Source organism: Aeromicrobium massiliense JC14 (assembly GCF_000312105.1).
Taxonomy (GTDB): domain Bacteria; phylum Actinomycetota; class Actinomycetes; order Propionibacteriales; family Nocardioidaceae; genus Aeromicrobium; species Aeromicrobium massiliense.
This window is the reverse complement of the sequence record NZ_HE978636.1, coordinates 1,299,479-1,321,062: the sequence shown is the minus strand read 5'-3', so window position 1 is coordinate 1,321,062 and position 21,584 is coordinate 1,299,479. Positions and strand designations below refer to the sequence as shown.

Annotated in this window: 21 protein-coding genes; 11 read left to right on the top strand and 10 right to left on the bottom strand. The window is 71.3% G+C overall.

Translation table 11 applies throughout. The annotated features are described in order from the left end of the window. Positions 1-169: 169 nt before the first annotated feature. Positions 170-805, bottom strand: coding sequence for a malonic semialdehyde reductase (locus HGAM_RS06695; RefSeq protein ID WP_019144703.1), 636 nt, complete (start codon positions 803-805; stop codon positions 170-172). 224 nt (positions 806-1,029) lie between these two features. Further along, positions 1,030-2,493 (bottom strand): aldehyde dehydrogenase family protein, encoded by a 1,464-nt coding sequence (locus HGAM_RS06690; RefSeq protein WP_019144702.1) that lies wholly within the window; start codon positions 2,491-2,493, stop codon positions 1,030-1,032. Positions 2,494-2,625: 132 nt separating this feature from the next. Between HGAM_RS06690 and HGAM_RS06685 the strand changes: the two genes are divergently transcribed. The 3 genes from HGAM_RS06685 (at position 2,626) to HGAM_RS18150 (ending at position 4,652) form a co-directional block, all read left to right on the top strand. Further along, on the top strand, positions 2,626-3,057 hold the full coding sequence (locus tag HGAM_RS06685; protein WP_019144701.1) for a hypothetical protein: 432 nt from the start codon (positions 2,626-2,628) through the stop codon (positions 3,055-3,057). A 2-nt stretch (positions 3,058-3,059) separates the two neighbouring features. Continuing rightward, positions 3,060-3,659, top strand: coding sequence for a DUF6434 domain-containing protein (locus HGAM_RS18155; RefSeq protein ID WP_019144700.1), 600 nt, complete (start codon positions 3,060-3,062; stop codon positions 3,657-3,659). Positions 3,660-3,749: 90 nt separating this feature from the next. Beyond that, entirely contained in the window at positions 3,750-4,652 is a 903-nt protein-coding gene (locus HGAM_RS18150) for a GNAT family N-acetyltransferase (protein ID WP_019144699.1), read from the top strand. A gap of 25 nt (positions 4,653-4,677) precedes the next feature. Here HGAM_RS18150 and HGAM_RS06670 read toward each other — a convergent pair whose 3' ends face one another. Then, positions 4,678-7,611: a type II toxin-antitoxin system Rv0910 family toxin gene (locus HGAM_RS06670; protein WP_019144698.1), complete on the bottom strand. Its 2,934-nt coding sequence runs from the start codon at positions 7,609-7,611 to the stop codon at positions 4,678-4,680. Continuing rightward, complete coding sequence (locus HGAM_RS18145; RefSeq protein WP_019144697.1) at positions 7,608-8,252, bottom strand: TetR/AcrR family transcriptional regulator; 645 nt, start codon at positions 8,250-8,252, stop codon at positions 7,608-7,610. Before HGAM_RS18145 ends, HGAM_RS06670 begins: the two co-directional genes overlap by 4 nt. 96 nt (positions 8,253-8,348) lie before the next feature. Here HGAM_RS18145 and HGAM_RS18140 point away from each other — a divergent pair, with 96 nt between their 5' ends. The 4 genes from HGAM_RS18140 (at position 8,349) to HGAM_RS18130 (ending at position 12,120) form a co-directional block, all read left to right on the top strand. After that, a complete protein-coding gene (locus tag HGAM_RS18140) occupies positions 8,349-9,245 on the top strand; it encodes an EamA family transporter (RefSeq protein ID WP_019144696.1) in 897 nt (298 codons plus the stop codon). Positions 9,246-9,542: 297 nt separating this feature from the next. Continuing rightward, complete coding sequence (locus tag HGAM_RS18135; protein ID WP_081591827.1) at positions 9,543-10,118, top strand: TetR/AcrR family transcriptional regulator; 576 nt, start codon at positions 9,543-9,545, stop codon at positions 10,116-10,118. Further along, positions 10,115-10,654 (top strand): dihydrofolate reductase family protein, encoded by a 540-nt coding sequence (locus HGAM_RS06650; RefSeq protein ID WP_020693493.1) that lies wholly within the window; start codon positions 10,115-10,117, stop codon positions 10,652-10,654. Before HGAM_RS18135 ends, HGAM_RS06650 begins: the two co-directional genes overlap by 4 nt. A gap of 8 nt (positions 10,655-10,662) precedes the next feature. After that, the gene (locus HGAM_RS18130; RefSeq protein ID WP_019144693.1) at positions 10,663-12,120 is read left to right on the top strand and encodes an MDR family MFS transporter; all 1,458 of its coding nucleotides are present in this window, start codon (positions 10,663-10,665) and stop codon (positions 12,118-12,120) included. Positions 12,121-12,338: 218 nt separating this feature from the next. Here the strand turns inward: HGAM_RS18130 and HGAM_RS18125 are convergent, their stop codons facing one another. The 4 genes from HGAM_RS18125 to HGAM_RS20295 form a co-directional block, all read right to left on the bottom strand. Then, positions 12,339-12,815, bottom strand: coding sequence for a GNAT family N-acetyltransferase (locus tag HGAM_RS18125; RefSeq protein ID WP_019144692.1), 477 nt, complete (start codon positions 12,813-12,815; stop codon positions 12,339-12,341). Continuing rightward, on the bottom strand, positions 12,812-13,234 hold the full coding sequence (locus tag HGAM_RS06635) for an ASCH domain-containing protein (protein ID WP_038951608.1): 423 nt from the start codon (positions 13,232-13,234) through the stop codon (positions 12,812-12,814). The genes HGAM_RS18125 and HGAM_RS06635 overlap by 4 nt, the downstream gene beginning before the upstream one ends. A 401-nt stretch (positions 13,235-13,635) precedes the next feature. After that, complete coding sequence (locus HGAM_RS06625; protein ID WP_147543572.1) at positions 13,636-15,807, bottom strand: Ig-like domain repeat protein; 2,172 nt, start codon at positions 15,805-15,807, stop codon at positions 13,636-13,638. An 846-nt stretch (positions 15,808-16,653) separates the two neighbouring features. Next, positions 16,654-16,815 carry a hypothetical protein gene (locus HGAM_RS20295; protein WP_019144687.1) on the bottom strand — a complete coding sequence of 54 codons (162 nt, stop codon included), beginning with the start codon at positions 16,813-16,815 and terminating at the stop codon, positions 16,654-16,656. Between the two features lie 474 nt (positions 16,816-17,289). Between HGAM_RS20295 and HGAM_RS06610 the strand changes: the two genes are divergently transcribed. Both HGAM_RS06610 and HGAM_RS06605 read left to right on the top strand, forming a co-directional pair. Next, entirely contained in the window at positions 17,290-17,784 is a 495-nt protein-coding gene (locus HGAM_RS06610) for a GNAT family N-acetyltransferase (RefSeq protein WP_019144686.1), read from the top strand. Positions 17,785-17,952: 168 nt separating this feature from the next. Next, positions 17,953-18,399, top strand: a complete 447-nt coding sequence (locus HGAM_RS06605; RefSeq protein ID WP_019144685.1) for a GNAT family N-acetyltransferase — start codon at positions 17,953-17,955, stop codon at positions 18,397-18,399. Positions 18,400-18,418: 19 nt separating this feature from the next. Here HGAM_RS06605 and HGAM_RS06600 read toward each other — a convergent pair whose 3' ends face one another. Together HGAM_RS06600 and HGAM_RS20290 are read right to left on the bottom strand one after the other, a co-directional pair. Continuing rightward, positions 18,419-18,979: a GrpB family protein gene (locus HGAM_RS06600; protein WP_019144684.1), complete on the bottom strand. Its 561-nt coding sequence runs from the start codon at positions 18,977-18,979 to the stop codon at positions 18,419-18,421. A 60-nt stretch (positions 18,980-19,039) separates the two neighbouring features. Next, positions 19,040-19,825 carry an Ig-like domain repeat protein gene (locus HGAM_RS20290; RefSeq protein WP_019144683.1) on the bottom strand — a complete coding sequence of 262 codons (786 nt, stop codon included), beginning with the start codon at positions 19,823-19,825 and terminating at the stop codon, positions 19,040-19,042. Between the two features lie 114 nt (positions 19,826-19,939). Between HGAM_RS20290 and HGAM_RS06590 the strand changes: the two genes are divergently transcribed. Further along, positions 19,940-20,623 carry an NUDIX domain-containing protein gene (locus tag HGAM_RS06590; RefSeq protein WP_019144682.1) on the top strand — a complete coding sequence of 228 codons (684 nt, stop codon included), beginning with the start codon at positions 19,940-19,942 and terminating at the stop codon, positions 20,621-20,623. 159 nt (positions 20,624-20,782) lie between these two features. Continuing rightward, the coding region (locus tag HGAM_RS20575) for a peptidase associated/transthyretin-like domain-containing protein (RefSeq protein ID WP_172636422.1) at positions 20,783-21,584 on the top strand (802 nt) is incomplete at its 3' end.

Here is a 21,584-nt window from a genome sequence, read left to right as displayed (position 1 = left end):
GGTCCCCCGGACGCACGACGGCCCCGCACCGGAAGGTGCGGGGCCGTCGCGTTCCGGAGAGCGGAACCGGGTGACGCGTTGCGAGCAGCAACCAACTACGCTCGTCCGGCACGGCCGTGCGCTCGATGGCCCGTCTCGGGGGGTGGCGTCGCGCGCGCGGCCGTCGTCGTCACAGCGTGGTGGTGGCGACCTCGGCGTCCAGGCGCGGCAGGCGCGGGAACCAGGCGTCCGGGCCGGGCTTGCCGATGTTGACGACCATGAACGACTGGCGGTTCAGGCCAACGTGCAGGTCGGCGTCGACGCCGGCCGCGTCGAAGCCGCTCATCGGGCCCGCGTGGAGGCCCATCGCCCGGACGGCGAGGATGAAGTACCCCGCCTGGAGCCAGGCGTTCTCGTTGCCCAGAGTCTCGCGGACGGGCTTGTTGTCCTCACCGGCGAAGCCTTCCCCGAGCTGGGGGGCGATCGGGAAGACGGTGCCGAAGTGGTCGGGCCACTCGGTGTCGAAGCTCAGCACGGCGACGAGCGGCGCGGACTTGGTCTTGGCGGCGTTGCCCTCGGCCATGTGGCTGACCAGGCGCTCGCGGGCGTCGTCGCTGCGGACCCAGGTCACGCGCAGCGGCTGGATGTTCATCATCGTCGGGCCCATCTTGGCGAGCTCGTAGATCGCGCGGGCGGTGTCCTCGGAGACGGGCTCGTCGGTGAACGTGTTCGCCGTGCGTCCCTCTCGGAACAGCAGGTCGAGGGCGTCGGAGTCGAGGGCGGACTCGGACACCAGGTCGAACCCGGCGCTCTGGTCGATGCTCATGGGAGGCCTTTCGTCGGAAGCAAAGGAAGTTGAATGGTGAACCACCAGGATTCAACCGCCGGCGCCCGCCGATGTCGTCCCAGAAACGGGTGTGCTTCACGTCACGCTCTTCCCTGCGTGCGGACGCGTCGTGCGTCCCGTCCCCCACGGGCGCCCGAGCCCGCGGCCGCTCCCCGAGCCCGCCGGAGGCACGCTTCGACAGGCTCAGCGAGCGGAGGCGTGGCTCAGAACGGGTAACCCGCGTGGCCGTCCTTCTGCACGGTCATCCAGCGCATCTCGGTGAACGAGTCGATGCCCGCGTCCCCGCCGAACTTGCCGTAGCCCGAGCTCTGCACGCCGCCGAAGGGGGCGAACGGCTCGTCGTTCACCGACTGGTCGTTGACGTGCACGATGCCGGTCTTGATCCGCTCGGCCACCGACCAGCCGGCGCGCAGGTCCTCGGCGATGACGCCGGCGGTGAGCCCGTACTCGGTCTCGTTGGCGAGCGCGACCGCCTCGTCCGGGCCGTCGACCGTGTAGACCGTCGTCGCGGCGCCGAAGATCTCCTCGCGGTGCATGCGCATGTCGCGCGTGATGCCCGAGAGCACGGTCGCCTCGAGCAGCGCGCCGTCGGGCTTCGTGCCGCCGGTGTGCACCGTGGCGCCCTTCTCGACGGCGTCCTGGACGAGCGCGAACTGACGCTCGGCCGCGCGGACGTTCACCTGCGGTCCGATGACCGTGCTCGGGTCGGTCGGGTCGCCCGACGGCAGCGAGGCCACCTTGGCGACGAGCTTCTCGGTGAACTCCTCGGCGATCGACCGGTCGACGATGATCCGGTCCGCCGACATGCAGATCTGGCCGGCGTTCATGAACGCGCCGAACGTGGCGGCGTCGACCGCGTAGTCGACGTCGGCGGACTCCAGGACGACGACGGAGTTCTTGCCGCCGAGCTCGAGCACGGCCGGCTTGAGGTGCTGGGCCGCGAGCGTGCCGATGGTGCGGCCGACGTTGGTCGAGCCGGTGAAGTTGACGTTGCGCACCCGCTCGTCGGCGATGAGCGCCTCGACGACCTCGGCCGCGTCGTCCCGGTCGTTGGTGACCACGTTGAGCACGCCGGCGGGCAGGCCGGCGTCCAGCAGCACGTCCGCCAGGAACAGGCCGCAGGCCAGAGGGGCATCCTCGCTCGGCTTGAGCACGACGGTGTTGCCGACCGCCAGCGGCACGGCCAGGGCCCGGACGCCGAGGATGAACGGCGCGTTCCACGGGGAGATGGCCGCGCAGACGCCGTACGGACGGCGCACGCCGAGCGACAGCTTGCCCGGCATGTCGGTGGTGAGCACCTGTCCCTGGACGGCCGTGGCCGCGGTCGCGGCGGACCGCAGGATGTCCGCGGCCAGGTGCGCGTTGAACCCGGCCCACGGCGCGACGCCGCCGACCTCGCGGGCCATCAGCTCGATGCCCTCGGGGGTGCGCTCCTCGAGCAGGTCGGCCGCCGTGGCGAAGATGCGCGCCCGCTGGGACGGGCCGGTGGCCGCCCAGCCCTCGAACGCCGCCTCGGCCGCGTCGACGGCGCGACGGACGTCCTCGGGCCCGGCCGCCGCGACCTGGGCGTAGACGCTCTGGTCCCAGGGGGAGACGTCGTCGGTCGTGCGTCCGGACGCCGCGGGGACGTGCTCGCCGTTGATGATGAGGTCGCGCTGGATGGTCACGGGTCGTTCCTCTCGAGGGGGATGCTTCCTTCCGTCCTAACCTTTCCTGACGCCTTCGGCCACCCCGGCAGCGGTTCGCGCTCCCCCGAACACGGGAGGTGCGCGACGCCCCGTCCGCGGGACGGTTGGCTCGTGGCTACCTTCGACGACTCCGGTGACGACTCCAGGACGTTCGCCCCGCTCCGGCTGACCGACCTGCCTGCCGAAGCGAAGCACCTCAAGGCGCAGGGCTGGGGCCCCGACGTGACCGACTCCCCCTACCTGCGCCGGCTCAGCCTGGACGACCTGGACCGGCTGCTGGACGGCGAGGAGCACGTGGAGGGCGACTACTACCTGAACGGGTACGGCGTGCAGGGACTGTTCCAGGCCCACCTCGTCCAGCACGGTGAGCCGGTCGAGGTCGAGGGCGAGTCCGTGGACGCCGAGGCGGACGGGTTCTACGCGTACTTCACCGACCCCGACCGCGCCGAGACCGTCGCCCATCGGTTCTCCGCGGCGCTGCGCAACCGGCGCTCCGTCGAGGTGCTGGCGCGGATCGCGCGACAGAACGGGTTCGGCGACTGACCATGTGGACCCATGACGGCGTCCGTCCCGAGCTCCCGGGCCTCCACGGCACGGACGAACGGCCGGCACTCGCACCGGACCTCTCCGAGGACGAGTTCCTGCGGTGGTACTGGCTCAAGGACGAGCTGCAGGCGTTCGCGCGTGTGCTGAGCGTCTCTCCCGGCGGTTCCAAGACTCTGCTGACCGAGCGCGTCGCCGCCGCCCTCGGCGGCCGGGCGCTCCCGCCCAGCCCGCCGGTGCGTCCTCGCGCGTCCATGCGACTGTCGGCCGACCTGGACGAGGACACGATCGTGCCGGCCGGCCAGCCGTGCAGCCAGGAGGTGCGCGCCTGGCTGTCCAGCCGGTTGGGTCCACGGTTCGCCTTCGACGCGCCGATGCGGGCGTTCTTCGCCACCGCCGACGGCACCACCACGCTCGGCGACGCCGTCGCCCACTGGCACGCCAGTCGCGACCGGGACCCGTCCGAGATCGGCGCTCAGTTCGAGTGGAACCGGTTCACCCGCCGTTGGTCGGCGGACCATCCCGACGGCACGGCCGAGCAGATGCGAGCGGCATGGGCCCGCTATCGCTCGCTCCCTCTCGGCGCTCGCGACCGGGCCTGACCCGTCCACCCGCGGGCCCGGCCGCAGGACCAGGCCTCCTCCCACAGATGGGGGACCCGGCGATCCACGACTGCGCAGTTGGATGACGTCATGAACCACGACTACCTGCTCCGTCCGGCACCGCACGAGGACATCGCCGAGGTGCTCGCGGTCTCCCAAGCGGTGGACCGGGCGACGGTCGGGGAGACGATGCTGGATCCTGACGACCTCGACGGTCTCTGGCGCGACCCGACCTTCGATCCCGAGTCGGACAGCCTGCTGGTCACCCACGGCGGACGACCGGTCGCGTTCGGGGCGGTGTTCCAGGACACGTACGCACGCATCGCGGTGCTGCCGGAGCACCGGGGTCGCGGCATCGGCACCTCCTTGGCGCGGTGGGCCGAGGCACGGCAGCGCCAGCGCGGACTCGACCGGTGCCAGCAGGAGGCGTTCGCCGGCGACGCCCAGACCATCGCCCTCCTGCAGGCGCGCGGCTACCAGCACGTCTACGACTCGTGGCTGCTCGAGCTGCCGAGTGACGCCACGATCACCCAGCGCGGGCTGCCGCCCGGCATCGAGGTGCGTCCCATGAGGGCGGGCGAGGAGCGTGCCGTCCACGCGGTCATCGAGGAGGCGTTCGGTGAGTGGGAGCACCGAGCCGGACGATCGTTCGAGAGCTGGGCGGCGCTGCTCCTCGACCGGCCCGGGATGACCGAGGACCACCTGTTGGTCGCCACGCACGGCGGCGAGGTGGTCGGCGCGTGCGTCGGGATGGACGGCGAGCGTGACGACGAGATCTGGGTCGCCCAGCTCGCGGTCCGCCGCTCGCACCGCGGTCAGGGGATCGCCCAGCAGCTGCTGGCCGTCGCCTACGGCCGGGCTCGCGAGCGCGGGCTCCCACGCGGCCGGCTGGAGACCGACTCCCGCACCGGCGCCCTGACGTTGTACGAGCGGCTGGGCATGCGGGTCACGCTCGCCTTCCGCAACTACCGGCTCGACCTCACCAGGGACTGAGCCGAGCCACGCCGTCCGCGCAGGTTCAGCGACCGGTCCAGCGCGGCGCCCGCTTCTCGGCGAACGCGGCGACGCCCTCCGCGGCGTCCTGCGACGAGATGACGGGGGCGGCCAGCTCGGACTGGCGCACGAAGGCGTGCTCGACGTCCCAGCGGGGCGCCTCCTGGACGATGCGCTTGCCGACGGCGACGCTCATCGGCGCGTTCGCCGCGACGCGCTCGGCCAGCTCGATCGCGACGTCGAGCACCGACCCGGCCGGCGCGAGCACGTTGACAAGGCCGAGCTCGTGCAACCGGCGGGCCGGCAGCGGGTCGCCGGTGAGGACCATCTCCATCGCCACGTTGCGCGGCAGCCGCTCGCCGAGCCGCATGACCCCGCCGGCGGCGGCGACGAGTCCGCGCTTGGGCTCGGGCAGGCCGAGCTCGGAGTCCTCGGCGGCGACGACGAGGTCGGCGGCGAGGGCCAGCTCGCAGCCGCCGGCGAGCGCGGAGCCCTCGACCGCGGCCACGAGCGGCTTGGCCGGCGGACGCTCGGTGAGGCCAAGCGGACCGCGGTGGTCGCCGTAGGGCAGCTCGCCGCGGTTCGCGGCCTTCAGGTCCATGCCGGCACTGAACGTCCCGCCCGTGCCGGTGAGCACGGCGACGCGCGCGGCCGGGTCCGACTCGAACCGGTCGATCGCCCGCTCGAGCAGCCGTGCGGTGCGCCCGTCGATGGCGTTGCGCGCCTCGGGACGGTTGAGCGTGATGACCGTGACCTCGCCGCGCTGCTCGACCAGCACCGGCGACGGCGGGGCCGCCGGCATCTCGTGCACGTCCTGGTCGACGACCTCAAGCCGGCCGTCCACGGTCACCTCGACCTGCCAGCCGATCGGGTCGTCGGCCATGAACAGCCCGAGCGTGCGCTGGTCGTCGCGGCGCAGCAGCACGCGGTCGCCCTCCGGCGTGAGCAGGCTGACCACGACGGCCTCGGGCACGCCCTCGCGCGACCACGGGATGGTCCAGGTCTCGACCACGGCCGGACCGGCGTACGACCCCAGGGCCCGACGCGCGGGCGGCAGCTCGACGTGCGGGTGCAGGTGCTCGAACAGCCGTCGCGGCGGCGTGGCCGAGTACACGCCCAGGGCGTGCTTGGTGGCGTACCAGCCCAGCGACGTCGACAGCCCGAACGCGTCAGGATCGGCCCGCAGCAGCGGGACGAGGTTGGCCACGGCGTGGCTGCCGTAGTTGTTGCCCGGACCGCCGCCGAACGTCAGTCCGCCGGTGACCGTGAGCGGACGCTCGGGGTCGTCGTCGGGCAGCCCGAGCGCGTCCGCACCGATCTGCACCGCCGACGGGAAGCAGGCGTACAGGTCGACGTGGCGGACATCGTCGATCGTCACGCCGGCGTGCCCCAGCGCGGCGTCACCGACCGCCGTGATCGCGGGGGACGTGGCCAGGTCGGCACGCTCGCTGACGAACCACTCGTCCGAGGCCCAGGCCCCGGCGTGCACGAACACCCACTTCTCCTGCGGCACGCCCGCCGCCTCGGCGGCCGCGGCCGACATGAGGACGAGTCCGGTGCCCATGTCGACGGTGAGGTTGGCGCACATCAGCTTCGTGTACGGCTCGGAGACCATGCGGTTGTCGGCGCTCGGCTCGGCGATGCGCTCGGCGGACGTCTCCTCGGGCTGCCAGGCGTAGGGGTTGCGGGCGGCGACGGACGAGAACCGCGACCACAGGCCGGCGATGGCCGCCCGGTGCTCCTCGACGCCGCGGCCCCGCTTGCGCCGCACGGCGTTCTCGATGAGCGCGTACACGTAGATCGGGGCGCTGAGCCCGACGCTCGCCTCGACCTCGTTGTTGGGGCTGGCGTCGACGCCCACGACGTCGGTCGGCGCGACGCCGGGCGCCTGCACCGGCCAGTCCGGGGTGGCACCGGAGCGCTGCAGGCTCGACTGCGTCGCGCCGGCCTCGGCCCCGACCACCAGGGCGACGTGCGCCTCGCCCTCGGCGATGTACCGCGCGGCCTCGTTGACGAGCAACTGGGCGCCGTCGCCGCCGTAGGGGCTGGACGCGACGGTGCGGGCGGGCGTCGCGCCGACCCGCTCGCCCACCAGGGCCGCGGCGTCGGCGTACGTCCACGACGCGCTCGGGACGGCCAGGATGGCGTCGGCGGAAGCGAGCAGGCCGGGCACGCCGGCGTCCGCCTCGGCCCGGCGCAGCGCGGTGACGGCGAGCGCGGCCGGGTCGGCCGTCGGGTCGGGCCGGCTGTTCACGTGCTGGCCGGCGCCGACGAGCACCGGGGTGGACGCGGGGATCGTCCGTCCGGTCGCCCGGTGCAGCACCGGGCGGCTCGACGGGGCGCCGCTCACCAGCTGCTCGAGCCGGCCCAGCGAGTCGTCCAGCTCACCGCCGAGGCTGCGGACGATCGAGCTGCCGAGCGGCCCCTTCACCGGCTGGCCGTCCAGGCCCGCGTGCAGGGTGACGCGGCTGCCCACGCCGAACGCCGTGACGCGCAGCGCGAGGGCGAGCACGAGGCCCATCGGTCCCTTGCCGCGCAGGTCGAGCGCGCCGTCGTCGAACCGCTCGACGGTCCAGCGGATGTCCGCCGGGATGGCCATGATCGCCGCGTGCTGCACGAACGAGGCGCCCACCTCGGCGGCACCGGGAGTTTCGTCGCGCCAGCCGGTGTGCAGCGTCAGCCAGTCGGCGACGGTCGACAGGTCGCCCAGCACGTCCACCACGTGCTCGGGTGGAGCGGCGACGGTGCGGGCGGCGGCGACCCGGTGGGTGAACCCGGTGAGCCACTCGGGGGTCTCGCCCACGTCCAGCGCTGCTGGCCCTGCGGCGGGCTCGCGGCCGAGCAGGCCCGCCACAACGTCGCGCAGCATCGCCGGGTTCCGCGCCACGGTGCCCGCCACCTGCCGCGCGCCGGAGAGCTGCGCGCGCAGCCGGGTGGTGTCGATCGTGCGTCGTGTCATGGGCGGGCCTTCCGGGAGGGGGACGTCAGGTCGTGCGGGTCGAGGTCGCCGAGCAGGACGCGCAGCGCCCGCTTCCAGGCCTCGAGGGTGCGCTGCAGCTCGGCGTCGCGGGCGCCGAGCACGCCGGTGATGGACAGGCCAGTGAGCAGCTGCACGGTGAACGTGACGAGCAGCGGCACGCGGGGGTCGTCCCCGCGGCCGTCGGCGAGCACCGCCTCGAGCCCGCTCTGGATGCTGCCGAGCAGGTGCGGCTGCTCGCGGGCCAGGGCGGCGCGCAGCGTCTCGTCGGTGCGCGCGGCCCCCCAGAGCTCGAGAAGGGCGTGCAGCTCGGGGCTGCTCAGGTCGGCCCAGACGGCGTCCACGAACGCGTCAAGCCGCTCGGCGGCGTCGCCGGTGGCCGCCTGCTGGGCCTGGGCGACGCGCTGGGTGACGAGGTGACCGACGGCGGCCGAGACGAGGTCGGCCTTGGCCGGGAAGTGGTGCAGCAGGGTGCCGCGGGCCATCTCGGCCCGCTTCTGCACCTCGCCGATCGAGAACCCGGCGTACCCGTTCTCGAGCAGGCAGGCCACGGCGGCGTCCAGGACGCGCGCGCGGGTCGCGGTCCGGCGGTCCTCCTGCGTCCGGCGGGTGGTCTCGGTCACGAGAACAAACCGTACGGTCGGACTGTTAGTGCGTCAATCCCTGTCGTCCCGCAACGACGGGATCCCTGCCGAGGCCGTGCGCTCGATCATGGGCTGATGACGCCCCGACACCGCATGCTGGCCGCCCTCGTCGTGCTCGTGTGGGGCTCCAACTTCGTCGTCATCGACCTCGGCCTGGCCGACGTCCCGCCGCTGCTGTTCCTGTCGATCCGCTTCGCCCTCGTCGCCTTCCCCCTCGTGCTGTTCCTGCCCCGCCCCGGGCGCTGGCGGGACGTCCTGCTGGTGGGCGCGCTGACCAACCTGGGTCATTTCGGGCTCCTGTACGTCGCCCTCGGACTCGGCATGCCGGCCGGCCTGGCGCCACTGGTGCTCCAGGTCCAGGTCATGTTCACGCTCGGCCTCGCCTCGGTGGCGCTCGGTGAACGGTCGACGAGGCAGCAGCTGGTCGGCGTCGCCGTCAGCACCGTCGGGCTCGTCGTCGTGGCCGTCTCCTACGGCCTCCGGGCGCCTGTCGTCCCGCTGGTCATCACGCTGGGGGCGGCGCTGACGTGGTCGTGCGGCAACGTCGTCGTCCGGCGGGCGTCGATGTCGTCCGGACTCGGACTGGTGGCCTGGTCCGCCCTCGTCGTGCCGCTCCCCGCCCTGCTCATGTCCCTGCTCGTCGACGGACCCGCGCAGGTCACGAGCGCGGTGACGCACCTGGGCTGGACAGCCCTGCTGTCGACCGGGTTCACCGTCGTCGCGTCGTCCTTGTTCGGGTACGCGGTGTGGAACGACCTGGTCGCCCGCCACCCCGCCGGCGCCGTGATGCCGTTCATCCTGCTGGTGCCGCCGATCGGTATGGCTGCCGGCTGGATCGTCCAGGGCGACACCCCGGCCGTGGCCGAGATCGTCGGCGGGTCCGTGATGCTGGCCGGGGTCGCCGTCGCCAGCCTCGCGCCGGCACGGTCCCGCCGGGGAAGCGAGGCACCGCAGCTGTCGAACACCCCGTGAGCATGGGATGTCCGGCCACGTGCCGACTGCCAGGCTGTGAGCGCGGCACGTCCTCCGCATGGGACTGCCGGCCTTCAGTGAACAGGTGATGACCGGAGGGTCGCGAGCGAGAGCTCGCGGCCCTTCGGTCGTTCTCGACCGGCCCCCTTCCTCGGCCACGTCGGGGGCCGCACGCCACGGCGGCCAGTCCTCCACCCCCACGCCGGATCGACCTGCTCAGTCCGGGTACTTGACCGTTCTTGCGCTCCTTGACGCCAAGGTTGCGATGCAGTAAGTGAACGTGCATACACTTATCGTATGGCGCGACCACGGATGATCACCGACGAGCAGCTCGTGCAGGCGGCGGCGACCGCCGTCGTCAAGCGGGGCGACGGCTCGTGGTCGCTGGCCGACGTGGCGAGGGAGGCCGGCGTGAGCCCGGCGGCACTCGTCAAGCGGTTCGGGTCGAGGCACGGTCTCCTGGTCGCCGTGGCGCGTACCTGGGTGGGCGGACTGCCCAGCTACGACGGTGCCGCCATCGACGACCCCGTCGCGCACGTCCGGCAGTGGGTGGCCGACTGGGCCGGCTCGGCCTCGGCCCCCAGCGCAGCGACCGGACACCTGACCCTGCTGCTTGACGAGATCGTGCACGACGAGACGCGGGAACTGCTCGTCGAGGGCCGTCAGGCCCAGACGCGATACCTCGCGGCCGCCCTCGAGGACGCACACCAGCGGGCGCTCCTGCGCCGCTCGCCCCCCGAGGCAGCCGTGGAGCTGTGGCTCGACCTGCTCGCCGGCGCCGCGGTCGGGTGCGCCATCGACCGGTCGGACCGCGCGGTCGTCCGCGCATTGACGCACATAGACAGTGACATCGAGAGCTGGAGGAACGCATGAGCAACGGCCGAACCTGGGAGGGACTCGTCTTCATCGGGACGAGCGTGGACGGTCACGTCGCCCGTCCCGACGGGACATTGGACTGGTTGGTGTCCCGTGGGGAAGCCGCGGGCGACGCCGGCTACACCGAGCACATGGAGCGCGTCGACGCGATCCTCATGGGACGCAGCACCTATGAGGTCGCCCGGGGCTTCGAGCCCTGGCCGTACGCCGACACGCAGGTCGTCGTGCTCAGCACCACGCTGCCTGCCGACGGCGATGACCGCGTCGAGATCGTCCGGAGCCTCGACGAGGCGACCGCGCTCTTCGACCGGCAGGGCACCCGTGGGGTCTACATCGACGGCGCCACCACGGTGTCGACCTGCCTGGCCGCCGGCCTCGTAGACGAGATGACGATCTCGCAGGTCGCCGTGATCATCGGCGACGGGATCCCGCTCTTCCGGGCGGTCCCGCACGATGTCGACCTGGAGCACCTGCGGACTCGGGTGCTGGGTGGCGGCATGGTGCAGACGACCTACCGCGTGAAGAACGGGTGAGGCCGACCATGTCCGCCACGCACGACACCGCGAGCCCCGGACCAGCCGGGTCCACGAGCCGTCCCGACGGTCGCACGCCGCCGGTGATCAAGCTGCTCGTCGCGGCGACCTTCGTCGTGATCCTCAACGAGACGATCATGATCAACGCCATCCCTCGACTGATGGTCGAGTTCTCCATCGACGAGCGGAGCGCCCAGTGGCTCTCGACGGTCTTCATGCTGACGATGGCGGCCGTCATCCCGGTGACGGGTTGGTTCCTCCAGCGGGTCAGCACCCGCACGGCCTACGGCCTGGCCATGGCGACGTTCTGCGCCGGCACCCTCCTGGCCGCGACCGCGCCGACGTTCGAGGTGCTGCTCGCTGGTCGCGTGGTGCAGGCCGGAGGGACGGCCGTGATGACCCCGCTGCTGATGACGACCCTGATGACCGTCGTGCCCGCCGGCGACCGTGGACGCGTCATGGGCCAGGTCACGCTCGCCATGTCGTGCGCGCCCGCACTCGGGCCGGCGGTCTCCGGCGTGCTGCTGGAGCTCGGGTCGTGGCGGCTCATCTTCGCCGCGGTGCTCCCTGTCGCGGTCCTGGTCGCGGTGGGTGGTCTCCGCAAGCTGCAGAACATCGGCGAGCCCCAGGTAAGTCCGGTGAGCTGGGCGAGCGTGACGCTGGCCGCCACCGGCTTCGGAAGCCTGGTGTACGGCCTGAGCAAGGTCGGTGACGGCGGGTCCACCGCTCCCCTGGTCGTCACCGCTGCGGGCCTGGCCCTCATCGGGGCGTTCGCGCTCTACCAGGTGCACCTGCAGCGCTCCGGCACACCGTTGCTGGACCTGCGGACCCTGCAGCACCGCACGTTCGCGGTCGCCCTGGTGCTGATGTCGGCCGGGTTCATGGCCTTCCTCGGGTCCATGATCCTGCTGCCGCTGTACCTGCAGAGTCTGCGGGGCCTCAGCGAGCTGCAGACCGGCCTGCTCGTCATGCCCGGCGGCCTCGCGATGGGACTGCTGGGCCCGCAGGTGGGCCGGGTCTACGACCGGTTCGGCTCCCGCCCCCTCGTCCTTCCCGGCGCGGTGGGGCTGGTGCTGCTGCTCGCCGCCCTGACCCGGATCGAGGCGACCACCCCGTACGCGTTGATCCTCGCCCTCCACGTCCTGCTCATGATGTGTCTCGCCCTGATCTTCACTCCGGTGTTCACCGTGGGCCTCGGCGACCTGCCACCGCACCTGTACGCGCACGGCAGCTCGCTGCTGGGCACGCTGCAGCAGGTCGCCGGCGCACTGGGCACCGCCGTGCTCGTGGTCGTGCTCGACAGCCGCGCCGACCAGCTGGCCCAGGACGGCAGCGCCGCGAGCGACGCTTTCATCGGTGGCCTGCAGTGGGCGTTCGGTGCCGCCGCTGTCATGGCGCTGGTCGTGCTGGCCACCGCGGTGATGCTTCCCGCCAGGCCCACCACCGGGGCGCGCGGAGGGGCGTGATCACGACCGTCGGAACGACGACACACCCCCGGAGGTCGCCTCAGCAGCGTCTTCCGGGGGTGCGTCTGCGTCGATCCGTCGACCTGGTGCCGCCTGACTGTGGTGGCGATGTGAGACCCGCCGCGGCACCGATCAGCACAGTACGGAGACGCCCGACCTTGCGGATCCCGCGTTCGTGGGGTCCTGCCACGCGACCGCGACGCCGAAGAGCCTGACGGCTAGGTACGGAGCGCCCGGACCATCTCGAAGCGGTCGAGAGCGACGTCGCCGCGGTGCACCGTCTCCCGGGCGACCACCTCGAAGCCGTGACGGCTCAACACGGGCTCGGCGACCAGGCTGGCGTGGGTCGTGAGCACGGACAGGCCCCGTCGCCGGCCCTCGTGGACGACGCGCGACACCAGGGCGGAGGCCACGCCGCGGCGACCGGTGTCTGGGTGGACGAACAGCCGGTCCACGTACCCCTGATCGTCGAGGTCGGTGAACCCGACGACCCGGCCCCCCAGCTCGGCGACGAACGTACGCACTGATGCACGCGCCCGGTCCCAGTCCGGCAGGGACGGCGGCTCGCCCAGCCACGCCGCAGTCTGCTCGGCGGAGTACGCCGATCGGGCAGTCGTGGTGATGGCCCGGCTGAAGATCTCGAGCGTGGCCGGTGCATCCGCAGCCTGATACGGCCGGACGACGACGCCGCTCATGCGTGGACCGGTTCGTGGTCGACGACGGAGAACCAGACCGCGTAGATCGTCGTGTCGTCCGTGACGGGAGTGTCCTGCTCGGACCACCAGCGCCGGTAGCCGTCGTGGAGATGGGCGCCGTCCCGGTGCCCCTCGCCCGCCGCCTCGGCCAGCTCGTCCCCGGCCTCGCCACGCAGGTCACCGAAGCGCAGGACGTCGACCCGGGTGGTCTGCAGGAACGCGACCGGAACGCCGTCGCTGCCGAGCAGGGCCAGCCGCTCACCGACGAAGTCGGGCTCCTCGCCCTCACGCCGGTAGTCGTCCTCCTGCGCCAGGGTCACGCGCTTCTCCCCCGCCAGCACCAGACTGTTCAGCGCGTCGCGGAAGGCACCTTGCGTACCCATCTCCATGGTCCGAAGACCCTCGTACCGAGGCCACATGATCGCCACCCTAGGTTCGCGAGACCGCCTCCCCATCCCAGCCTGCTGGGATGGCGCGCGCGAGTCCCACCGACCGGCCACGTCGACATGGTCGTCGTTGACGTCCGCACGCCCCAGCACCTTCGCATCCACGGGCGGGACGCTGTCGCGATGGACGAGGGCGTCGTCGAGTGGCAAGCCTCCCGGGAGGTCGAGCTCCGGACCTGAAGCGGATCAGCACCCCAGGCTCCATGAGCGTCATGCCGATCGCCACCGGTATGCCACCCAGCATGCACCCGTGACCAAGCTTCCAAGCTACGGCTACCAGATCTCGTGGGCCAGCTTCCCGGCGGACCTTCTCGTTGGCACGAGATGGCCCGCCGGGTCGCCACTGATGGCGAACGTCCAACAAAGCAGAGCTGCTACTTTCGGACGGATACTGCAGTCCGCGCGGTGGCGGCCAGCGTCCGGCTGTCGCCGGCGTAGAAGATCGTGAAGGTCCTTCGACCCTTGGTCAGCTTGACGAGCTTGAGCGTGATGCGCCCCTTCGCTGCGGACGCGAGATTCCCACGTCCCACGATCCGTGCTCCGTCCTTGACCGTGACTGACCCGGTTGCTGGCAGCGCCGCACGGATCGTCACCGCGAGCCGGCCGCCGCTTGACTTCAGCGAGCCGGCAGGTCGGGCCTGGATCGATGCGGGCGACTTGACGACGCGTACCGGGACAGACGTCGTTCGGGGCACGATAGCCGAGGACCCGGCGTACTCGATGCCGAGGTTCTTGGTCCCGGCGGGCAGCGCACGCACGGGGACCCGCACGGAGCCACGACCCGCCGCGCCGAGGATCACCGATCCCACGACGGTAGACCCGTGCCTGACCGTGACTCGTCCGGTCGGCACCAGCCCCGGGGCCGCGATCGTGACGTTCAGTGTTCCACCAACACCGGCCTTGAAGGCGGAGGGCGCGGTCGCTCGAACGGTGGGGGTGGCTCGCGCCACGTTGACCGGCACGCTGGTCGAGGCTGCCGCGACAAGGTCTGTACCCGAGTAGGACACCGTCAGCGTGCGTGCGCCGGCGGCCAGAGGCCTCAGTGCGATCGAGGTCTGCCCGCGGTCAGCAGCGGTGAGCCGCTTGACCCCAAGCACCGTCGTGCCTTCACGGACGGTCACCTCCCCGGTCGCCTCGCCGTCGGCTACGACCTTGACCTGTACCGATCCGGCTCGGCCAGCTGTCATCGGCGCCGCTGCTGCGGCGAGCGTCGAAGGCGCCTTCACCATGACCGTGACCGGGGCGGAGTACGAGGAGCGCGCCCCTGCCGAGCCCTGGTAGCGGGCCCGGATGACGTGACGGCCCGGCGTATCGAAGATGTGCAGGAGGGCCGGATCACCGCCGGCCTTAGGCAGGATCAGTCCCACCCACTTGTCTCCGTCGAGCACATCGAACCGGACCTGGTTGGTGGTCTGCCCCGTCGTTTCCAAGTCTGCCTGGATCAGGATCTGCTGGCCCACCAGCGCCTGGACCGGCGCAGTCACGGTGGTGGTGCTGGCGGCGCGTGGTCGCACCACTGCATCAAAGTTGATGACATCAATACCTGATCTCACCTGATCATCGACGTGCACATCGTCGGTGTCTGAGAGGCTGGACGCCTGGTTGAACCACACCGACCGCGAGCCGTCGAGGTTGGCCACGCGGATGCGGTACCAGCCTCCGCGCGGAAGCGCCAACTTCAGGTTCCATACGGTACCGGGCGTCGTCTTGGTGGCTCGTCCGGCGACCTCCCAGCTCTCCACGCCATCGTCTGACGTCGTGCGCTGGTAGGCAAGGACCTGCACTGGCTCCGCGGACGTGACCGGAACGATCAGTGTGGTCTCCGTCCGCACCTTCACGTCGGCGCGCTTGGACTCACCACTGGCGCCCGAAAGTTCGTGCGCCTTCGCCTCGTCGGTGGTGTCGCCGTACCAGGTGGCCATCTGTTCCTGAGCCGTAGGCTTCACCAGGACCTTGTGCGCCGATCCGCCGAGTCCTCGGCTGATGTATCGACCGTCCGCGTCCGTCTTCTCGGCGACCATCGGGACGGGTGTCACTGAGAACGGGGTCGACGCCAGGACCTGCACCTCGGCTCCCGCCACCGGCTTGCCGTCGCGATCGGTCACCGCCCCACTGATCGTCAGGCCTGGCTGTCGCTGGATCGCGACCGTAGTGATCGTCTCGTCCCGCACCGAGATCGCCGAGGCGCTGAACCCGTCGATCACTCCGCGAGTCCCGGCCTTGAAGAACGTCCTGGTCGAACCGTCACTGTTCTGCCAGCCACCAGTGTCGACGATGTACTTACCTTCCGGCACGCCCGTGAAACGGCACACGCCTTCCGCCGCGACGGGCGTGCACGTCGCCACCTTCTCCACCAGCCGTCGCCCATCGGGCCGGACGCCATCACGATAGAGACTCGCGCCGAGCTCTGGAGCCAAGTCGCCCCCCAAGCTGGTCAGGACCACGTCAAGCTGACCGGTTGGCGCTGCACTCGCGCCCGTCACCGACAGAGCCGGCGCGAGCAGACCCGCCGCAAGAGCGAAAGGCAAGAAGGAACGGTAGGACACCACGACGGCTCCTCGTGTCGACGATGGGTACCCATCGTGACGATCGAGGCTGCACCGCACACCCCTGGAACGCGGGATGCCATACAGGCCCTGCGGGAACGCGTCTCCTAGGTGGTCTAGTCGGTCCGGGTATCGGTGATGATCGACCCGGCCACAGACGCCAGCGGGGCGTTACTGACGGGCTAGGACCTTTCTGTCATCACATGGGCACATCGTTCACGTCTTCGTGCGGCTTCGGTCGGGGCGGCGCCCCACCTGCCTGCCTGTAGCCATCGGCAGTCTGCCCCCCCCCCCCGGCCGTACTCGCGCGTTCAGCATCCGCCGATGAAGATGCGACTTGTCGACGATCGGGCGCGGATCGAGTGGACGGGGTTCACGTGCTGCTGACCGACTGGCCGCGTGTTGAGCGAGAGCAGCGGATCAGCGCCGTGAGCGTGCGCCGGCCAGTGCAGGCCGGTTCCACGTGAATCTTGCGGCGCTGGCCCCGCGTCTCGGGGTGTCGTGGGACCAGCGTGGCTCTGATGCTGCCAAGACGGCCCTGCCCCCCGTTTTATGGGACAGGTGGCGCTGCTTCTAACCGCCCTCCGTGACCACCGGCGCATCTACAAGGCGTCGGCCTGCCGGTTCTGCATTCGACGGCTCACCGTGGCGACGTAGGCCGGGCCGATGGCCCTGCACCAGTCGCACGTGACCTGAGCCCACCGAGCCGGGCGACCGAACGTCAGGTGGTCGCCACAGATGAGGGCCTCCACCAGGTCGGCCCGGCACGCGAGGGACATGTCGGGCAGACGACGTGCGTGCTGCTAGCGGTGTCGATGCCGAAGTCCAGCACACCCTGGACGGCACTCACGCGATCGCCTCGACCGGCTCGAACGCGGCCGCCAGGACGTGCACGGCCCTGGTGACGTTGTCGGCGCACTGGCGGATGAGGTCCAGGTCTCCGGCGGACCACCCGGCGACGTAGCCGACGCTGTAGGCGCTGGTGTCGGCGCCCAGCAGCCCGGCCATGACGTAGCGACGGACTCGGCTTCCGTCTCCTTAGTGCCGCGGTGGGCGACGTACTCTCCCGGGGCGACGGACTCGGCTTCGGTCTCCTTGGCTCGTCGTCGGTGTGCAGGATGACGTGTCCGGCCTCCCGAGCGTGGACGAGCGTAAGGAGGTGCTGTTGCAGGTCACGGACCTACTGCCTCCTTGTCCAGCTCCCTGGGCGCGACGCTCGTCGCTGCCGCTTCGCTGAACGCCGTGTCGTCCCCACGACAGATCCATGCTCCCGCACTCCAGGGATGCCAGCAGTCGGCGAACCCACTACCTTCTCGGTAGGCGTCGTCCGACGCCTACCGAGAACACCAGGAGTGCCGTACCCAACCGGGTCATCCACTGCCACGCGTACGCGTGCCGGTGGTTCTTGCAACCCGTCGTGCGCGCACTCCTGCTCCTACGCCTGATCCACGCGCACGACTTCGTCACGAAAGGACGAGCCTGATGGCGCGTATTCGTTTGATCCCAGCAACGACTGACCACCTCTCCGCATACCTGAACGACCCTGTGGAGCTTGCCTCCATGCTGGAGTCGTCCGTGCCGGAGGGGTGGCCCGAGTTTCCCGAGGCCATCCCGTTCACACAGGACCGGTTGACCTCGCATCCGCACGAGTCGTCTTGGTGGATGCATTTCTTCATCGATGCCGAGACCTCGCAGCTGGTCGGGTCCGGCGGCTTCAGCGGCCCGCCCGACGAGCGGGTGGTCGAGATCGGCTACGAGATCGCTCCGGTCTACCGCAGACAGGGTTTCGCCACTGCGGCCACCGAGGCTCTGGTGGGCAAAGCCGCTGAGAGCGGTGAAGTGGCCCTCGTCGTGGCCCACACCCTCGCGACCGATGAGAGGTCCGCTGGGGTCCTGCGTCGCACCGGGTTCGCCGAGAGCAGCCGTCTCAATGATCCCGACGCGGGCGAGGTCATCCGGTGGGAACGCAAGCTGTAGAGCTCGACGAGCGGTGACCTGGGTGTCCTGAGGCGCATCTCAGGGTGCCCGTCGAAGAAGGACCTGTCGGGCTGCCCCTCAGGGGCAGCCCGACAGGTCGGCGATCATCTAGAGCACCTAGTCCTTCGACCACCGCAGGGGCCTGCGGTGGTCGGTACGCTGCGGTCCGTGGATCACCAGCCCGTCGTCCGTGCCGCGACGCCCGCCGACCATCCCGACCTGCTGCGGGTCTGGCGCCGGGCGGTCGAGGCCACGCACGACTTCCTCGCGCCCGCCGACGTCGACTTCTACGAGCAGGCCGTCGCCGCGTACCTGCCGCAGATGGCCGACCTTCGGGTAATCGAGGGGCCGGACGGACGTCCGGCCGGCTTCGTCGCCCAGGACGACGGCGAGGTCCACATGCTGTTCGTCGACCCCGCCGTCCACGGCCGAGGCCTGGGCACGCTCCTGCTCGACGCCGTCGCCGCCGGGCAGCCGGCGCTTCGGCTGGACGTCAACGAGCAGAACGCGAGCGGACGCCGCTTCTACGCCGCCAAGGGCTTCACCGAGGTCGGACGCTCGCCGGTGGACGGCGAGGGCCGCCCGTTCCCGCTGCTGCACCTGCGCCGCGGCTGACCTCACGCCGCCACACCGGTCATGTTGTCGCCGGTCCAGCCGACGGGGTCAGGTTGAGACACAGGATCTCGCGGCACTCGTCGGCCGTCAGATCCGACTGCCGCAGGACCTTCTGCAGCACCGCGGACTTGCCGGCGACGTAGCGATCGATGCTGATGCCTGGTGTCGCGGCCAGGGCCAGCTTGACCGCGGCGTACTCCGCCCGCAGGTCCGCTCGCGCCCTGAGGACGTCACGGACCGCCAGGTGGTTGCGCACGCTCAACGCGCCCGCCTCGCAGACGTACACGTTCCGCGGCGGATGGCCGTCCGGCGCGTCGAACGCCTCGCGACCTGCCACTCCCCTGTCACCCTGGTGCACGTACCCGGCCGACTCGATCGCGGCCACCGCGCGCTCGACCTCGTGCGCGGGCACGATGACGTCGACATCGATCACCGGCTTCGCAGCAAGCCCCGGCACCGACGTCGAACCCACGTGCTCCACCCGAGCGGACAACCCAGCGACCGCTTCGCGCAGGCCTTTCGCAACGACCTCGAACTGAGCGGGCCACGACGGCGAGTATGCGACGACCTCGACAGACACCCGGCGATGCTACCTGTCGCCCCTTTGTATCCCGCCTGGATCTCGGCGCGGATGCTCAGGTCAGCGGATCCGAAGCTTGACCGTGGTGGAGGTGGACGATGTGTGCTGTCCCGGATTGGCCGGAGCGAACTCAGCGAGAACCCGGTGCGTTCCCCGCTTGAGCCGAGCGGGGAGCTTGTAGGTGGCGCTGCCGCGGACGACCACGACGGTCGCGAGCCTGCGGCGACCGTCCCAGATGGCCACTCGCCCGGCAGGCCCTCCGGCGACTGCCACACGCGCCGTGGCCCGATTCCGCCCGAACGACTGCGTGGTCCTGGTGAGCTTGAGGGTCGTCGTGGTTGGACGCGGCCGGACCGTGAGGACTGCCTGGGTCTGGCTGGGCGCGTGGGCGGTGCCGGACGGGCTGAACACTGCTCGGATCCGGTGCGTGCCGGCGCTGAGCCCCCGGGGCAACGTGAGCGACGCGGCGGCCCGTCGGACAGCTACCGATCCCAGACGACGGGTTCCGTCGTGGAAGTCGACCCGGCCCGATACACCGAGGCTGACCGTCGCGTGCACGGCGATGCGGCCGGGCTGGCCGAAGTGTGCCGTCCCGGGACTCAGGCGAAGCTGCGTCTTGGTGGGCGCAGCAGTGACGGTGAGGCTCGTCGTGGCCGTCGCGGACGCGTAGCAGACATCGTCCGTCGGCGTGAAGACGGCGCGTAGCTCATGCTTGCCCGTCGACAGGGTGCTGGGAAGGTTCACGGTCGCCGCGCCCCGGTCGGCCGACACCTCGGACAGGCGAGAAGGTCCGTCCCAGAACGAGATGCGTCCAGGGACTGCCGGGCTGGCCAGGGCAGCGATCACATCCCGCCCGTCAGGCGGACCGCGGTGGACCGCGACGCCAACGCGCGCACACGTCAACTTGCCCCCTCTTTCGTGGGAGCCAGCGACAAGACCGCTGCGCCTACGCTCGGCCCCGTGACCACAGGAATCCCTGGCGCCGACGTCCCCGGCGCCGACGTCCCCGACCGGCGCGGGCGCACGGGCCTGCACCTGACCGGGCTCGACCTGCGCCGCAACCCGCGCGTGCGGGTGCGCGAGGTCGAGCTGCTGGCCAGCGACTGGTACGTCCTGCGTGCCACGACCTACGACTACACGCACCCGGACGGCACGGTCAGCACCGAGCGGCGCGAGACGTACGACCGCGGCGACGGCGCGACGATCCTGCTCTACGACCCCGACCGGCGCACGGTGCTGCTCACCCGCCAGTTCCGCTACGCGGTCTACGTCAACGACCACCCCGACGGGATGCTGCTGGAGACGGCGGCCGGGCTGCTCGACGACGACGCGCCCGAGGACGCCATCCGCCGCGAGGCCGCGGAGGAGACCGGCGTCGAGGTCGGCGACGTCGAGCACGTCTTCGACGTCTACATGAGCCCCGGATCGGTCACCGAGCGGCTGCACTTCTTCGCCGCGCCCTACAGCGTCCGCGGGCTCGACGGGTCGCGCGCCGGGCTCGCCGAGGAGGGCGAGGACATCGAGGTCGTCGAGCTCGACTTCGACGCGGCGCTCGCGTCGATCGGCACCGACGTCGTCGACGCCAAGACCGTCATGCTCCTGCAGTGGGCCGCCCTGCGCGGCCCCTTCGCCGGCTCGCGCTGAGCGCGCCGCGAGAGCGTAAGTGCGCCCGGCGCGGCGGTCGATTCTCCTAGTCCGTCCCGACCCCGCCGGAAAAACCTGAGCCGGAAGGACAACCGAAAGCGCGGGCCGTGCATCTAGATGGGTGAAGAGCGATTGCCCCACCCATCCACGGGAGAACCCATGAACGGCAAACGAGCCGGAACCAGACTCATCGCGGCGGTCGCCGCAGCCACGGCAATGGCGGTCTCGCTTGCGGGCCCATCCGCAGCTGCACCGCGCGAGCACGAACAAGCGGCGGCTACGGCGGCCACGCCCGGTTGGGTGCAGGGAACGGTGCTCACCCGAGCGGGCAAGCCGCGGGCCGGTGTCCTGGTGCAGACGATCGGCTATCGCGACCTGCAGAACCGCGGCCAGGCGGAGCCGTCGCTCTCCGGGACGTTCACCGACCGCCGTGGACGCTACAAGCTGCGCCAGCCGAAGAGCCGGTACCTGGTGAAGGTGTGCCGCCCCGCGCCGGCCCGGGGCGGCGGGCACCGCACCACGTCCGACCCGGAGAAGACCTGTGCGGCCGAGAACGACATCACGTTCGTCCCGACGTACCTGGGGCCTGACGGCGCCTCGGACTCGTGGCTCCTGCAGACGCGATTCTTCGCATCGCGGTCGACGACGCGACGACTTCCCGCGCTCCGCCCTGCCACCGCCGCCACGATCGCCGGCACCATCAAGGGACTCGCGGACGGATCCGTCCGGCTGCTGCGCCTCGACGGCTCACTGGTCAGCAACATCCCCGCCGAGAACGGACGGTTCACCTTCAGGACGGCGGCCGGACGCTACCGGGTGGAGGTCCCCTTCCACCAGGGCCTGCGCGGGCCCAGCATCGTGCCGGGCTACCGGTCTCCGGTGCTGTCGCTGAAGGCGGGCCGCACCAAGCGCCTGACCGGCGTCCTGCGCCACGCCGGGACCGTGCGGGGCCGGGTGACCC

Coding starts and splice junctions, on each gene's coding strand:
- HGAM_RS06695 (WP_019144703.1), bottom strand. CDS start 805: ATGAGCATCGACCAGAGCGCCGGGTTCGACCTGGTGTCCGAGTCCGCC.
- HGAM_RS18155 (WP_019144700.1), top strand. CDS start 3,060: ATGTGGACCCATGACGGCGTCCGTCCCGAGCTCCCGGGCCTCCACGGC.
- HGAM_RS18150 (WP_019144699.1), top strand. CDS start 3,750: ATGAACCACGACTACCTGCTCCGTCCGGCACCGCACGAGGACATCGCC.
- HGAM_RS06670 (WP_019144698.1), bottom strand. CDS start 7,611: ATGACACGACGCACGATCGACACCACCCGGCTGCGCGCGCAGCTCTCC.
- HGAM_RS18140 (WP_019144696.1), top strand. CDS start 8,349: ATGACGCCCCGACACCGCATGCTGGCCGCCCTCGTCGTGCTCGTGTGG.
- HGAM_RS18135 (WP_081591827.1), top strand. CDS start 9,543: ATGGCGCGACCACGGATGATCACCGACGAGCAGCTCGTGCAGGCGGCG.
- HGAM_RS06650 (WP_020693493.1), top strand. CDS start 10,115: ATGAGCAACGGCCGAACCTGGGAGGGACTCGTCTTCATCGGGACGAGC.
- HGAM_RS18130 (WP_019144693.1), top strand. CDS start 10,663: ATGTCCGCCACGCACGACACCGCGAGCCCCGGACCAGCCGGGTCCACG.
- HGAM_RS18125 (WP_019144692.1), bottom strand. CDS start 12,815: ATGAGCGGCGTCGTCGTCCGGCCGTATCAGGCTGCGGATGCACCGGCC.
- HGAM_RS06635 (WP_038951608.1), bottom strand. CDS start 13,234: ATGTGGCCTCGGTACGAGGGTCTTCGGACCATGGAGATGGGTACGCAA.
- HGAM_RS20295 (WP_019144687.1), bottom strand. CDS start 16,815: ATGGCCGGGCTGCTGGGCGCCGACACCAGCGCCTACAGCGTCGGCTAC.
- HGAM_RS06610 (WP_019144686.1), top strand. CDS start 17,290: ATGGCGCGTATTCGTTTGATCCCAGCAACGACTGACCACCTCTCCGCA.